Genomic DNA, 2,801 nt, shown 5'->3' on the forward strand with positions numbered 1-2,801 from the left:
TAGGGGAATTTGCCAAAATCTGCCTACTTTTTGAGCGCCCTTAATTCTACCATTTTTCAGAAGTTGGCGAACTCGTTGGACGCAAATCCCTAGAAGAAAAGCTGCTTGGGTAGTTCCGACTATCTTGGTTTGTTGGTTCATTTTTTGTTCCCCTTTACTATCGCGCTAATCTTATATTTAAGATAACACATAGTTCCTAGACTGTGTTGCTTTTTAACAAAAATTTATAATTTATCTAGCGCTAACTTTTTATAAGTGCTAAGGGATGTTTGATTTGATTAAGTGGGTAGGTTTATAATAGCGCTATACTTTGGTGAAATTTATCTAGCGCTATTTTTTGGAGTCTTAAGGGATGTTTAGGTTAATTAAGTTACCAGTTTATAATAGCGCTATACTTTAGTCAAGTTTATCTAGCGCTATTTTTTTTAACCGATTCCCGATTCCCGACTCCCGATTCCCGACTCCCGATTCCCCCAATACTTTGTTACAAAAATTTGCAAAATATGTTATAATAAAAGTTTTTGTATGTTATAATAGAATCATCTGACGTGAAAACGTTAAGAGCCAGCCTGAAGTTTTGCGAAGGCCGAAGGCTGGCTCTAGACCCCCAGTTAAGGAGATACCTTAAATTATGACCTACTCTGAACGCCTATACCCGTGGGCAATCATCCGCCTATTGCCGAGGATGCAACGGGTGGTTGTTGGTCGGTACCGGAACCGGTCTGATGCGGAGGGGCACTTAAAGGCTCTTAAACGCTTGATGCCTGATGGTAAATTTGTGATTATTTTTGATTTGCCTGAACCTATGAATCAAGAAGCTGAGGGGAGTGAGGAGTAAGATTTAGAAGTTGCTCAACTTAGCTCAATTGACATCCAGTCACCCTACGTGATGGTTGGGACTAACCGCTATGGGATCGGCGTTCGCGCAGCGTGGCCTTTGGCCTCAGCCGCGCCAAAGGCGATCGCTATCATCACTAATTGTTGAAATTACCAACAGTAAAGGATTTTAACCCCTTGTTGCTATTGCTAGCACTATCATGATTATCCCAAATTGTTGGAATTTTCGATAACTATAGAAATTGCTCATGCTAACGCGATGCTCGGTACGAGCCGCTACGCGTACGCGATTATCCACAATTGTTGGAATTTTCGATAACTCACGCGCGTTGCTCAAGTTAGCTCTATCGCGATTATCCCAAATTGCTGAAATTACCAACAGTAAACGATTTTCACCCTTTGTTGCTGTTGCTAGCTCTATCGGGATTATCCCAAATTGCTGGAATTTTCGATAACTACCGAAACTGATTAAGCTAGCTCTATCGGGATTATCCCAAATTGCTGGAATTTTCGATAACTATCGCGCGTTGCTGAAGAAGCGCGCTATCATGATTAGCCCAAATTGCTGGAATTTTCGATAACTATCGCGCGTTGCTCAAAAAGGCGCGATCGCGAAGCGTCGGGCAAAGCCCGAATCGCATGATTTCCCAAATTGCTGGAATTTACGACAGTAAAGGATTTTCACCCCTTGTTAATCAATTTAGTATGATAATGATTATCCCAAATTACGGTAATTTCCGATAACTATCGGGCGTTGCTGAAGAAGCGCGCTATCGTAATTATCCCAAATTGCTGGAATTTTCGATAACTAACGCGCGTTGCTCAAGTCAACGCGATCGCGAAGCGTCGGGCAAAGCCCGAATCGCACTCTTATCCCAAATTGCTGAAATTACCAACAGTAAACGATTTTCACGCTTTGTTGCTGTTGCTAGCTCTATCATGATTAGCCCAAATTGCTGGAATTTTCGATAACTACCGAAACTGATTAAGCTAGCACTATCGTGATTTCCCAAATTGCTGGAGTTTCCAACAGTCAAGGATTTTCACGCTTTGTTGCTCAAAAAGGCGCGATTGACCGTAGATCAAGCTACGCGATCGCATTCTCTCAACATTGCTCAAATCAGCAACACTGACTGGATTAAGCTGAATCCACTTAACCTAGCGCTAGTCTTTTACATTGCGATGCTCGGTACGAGCCGCTACGCGTACGCACTCTTTCCCAAATTGCTGAAATTTCCAACACTGACTGGATTAAGCTGAATCCACTTAACCTAGCGCTATACTTATCCATAAGTATCCTCAATGCTGAAAATTGGGCGTTGCTGATTCTGGGTATGGTTTCGCCCCCCTAGCCCCCCAATTCTGCGGTGCGACCCGTGGCGAATTTAATTCGCCGACGGAAAGCGCACCGGTGGGGGAACAAAACTTTCAAAATCCCCCAAATTTGGGGGATTTAGGGGGCTTTAACAAAACCATATGATCGCGCATTCATTCCTTAATTCAGCAACGCCGAAAATTACTGCAATTTCCAACATATTGCTCAACCCTTGCTACCGCAAGACCTAGGAATATACCAATTACTCTTAGGAGTAACATTATTCGGTTCAGCCGTCAAGATAATTGTACCATCCTCGCCCACTATCCAACCCTGAGCTTCCACTATTTTCTTCTTGGGACGAGCAGGAGTAGGAGTAGAGGCAGTCCGGCGTTTCCCTCTCATGGGCAAGTAACTGGCATCAGGAGTAGGAGTAGAGGTAGCTTCTTCGATGTTCTCTTTTTCAGGATCAAGGGTAACCCAATCTACCAGTACAGACTGTTGATTAATTGGGTCTAGAGGACTTGGGGGTAAGCCACCTCGTCCAGTAACAATGAATTCACCAAGTTCATCTACCGCTACTTTTCCACTCCTGGGACAGTTAGCAACAATTAATGCTGAAGGGTCAACTATTGATGTTGGTAATATC

Annotated in this window: 4 protein-coding genes and 1 pseudogene; 2 read left to right on the forward strand and 3 right to left on the reverse strand. The window is 43.4% G+C overall.

Annotated features, from left to right (window positions below; translation table 11 throughout):
* The coding region (locus F6K37_RS37305) for a helix-turn-helix domain-containing protein (RefSeq protein WP_287256049.1) at positions 1-141 on the reverse strand (141 nt) is incomplete at its 3' end.
* A 490-nt stretch (positions 142-631) separates the two neighbouring features.
* Here F6K37_RS37305 and F6K37_RS37310 point away from each other — a divergent pair.
* Positions 632-838, forward strand: coding sequence for an SPOR domain-containing protein (locus tag F6K37_RS37310; protein ID WP_008189068.1), 207 nt, complete (start codon positions 632-634; stop codon positions 836-838).
* Positions 839-1,664: 826 nt separating this feature from the next.
* Here F6K37_RS37310 and F6K37_RS37315 read toward each other — a convergent pair.
* On the reverse strand, positions 1,665-1,874 hold the full coding sequence (locus F6K37_RS37315) for a hypothetical protein (protein WP_287256045.1): 210 nt from the start codon (positions 1,872-1,874) through the stop codon (positions 1,665-1,667).
* Between the two features lie 34 nt (positions 1,875-1,908).
* On the opposite strand from F6K37_RS37315, the gene F6K37_RS37320 reads away from it, so the two are divergent.
* Positions 1,909-2,097 (forward strand): hypothetical protein, encoded by a 189-nt coding sequence (locus F6K37_RS37320; RefSeq protein ID WP_287256048.1) that lies wholly within the window; start codon positions 1,909-1,911, stop codon positions 2,095-2,097.
* Between the two features lie 280 nt (positions 2,098-2,377).
* On the opposite strand, the pseudogene F6K37_RS37325 reads toward F6K37_RS37320, so the two are convergent.
* A pseudogene (locus F6K37_RS37325) lies at positions 2,378-2,801 on the reverse strand (hypothetical protein); the annotation flags it as partial.

Source organism: Moorena sp. SIO4E2, from assembly GCF_010671945.1.
GTDB classification, from domain to species: domain Bacteria; phylum Cyanobacteriota; class Cyanobacteriia; order Cyanobacteriales; family Coleofasciculaceae; genus Moorena; species Moorena producens.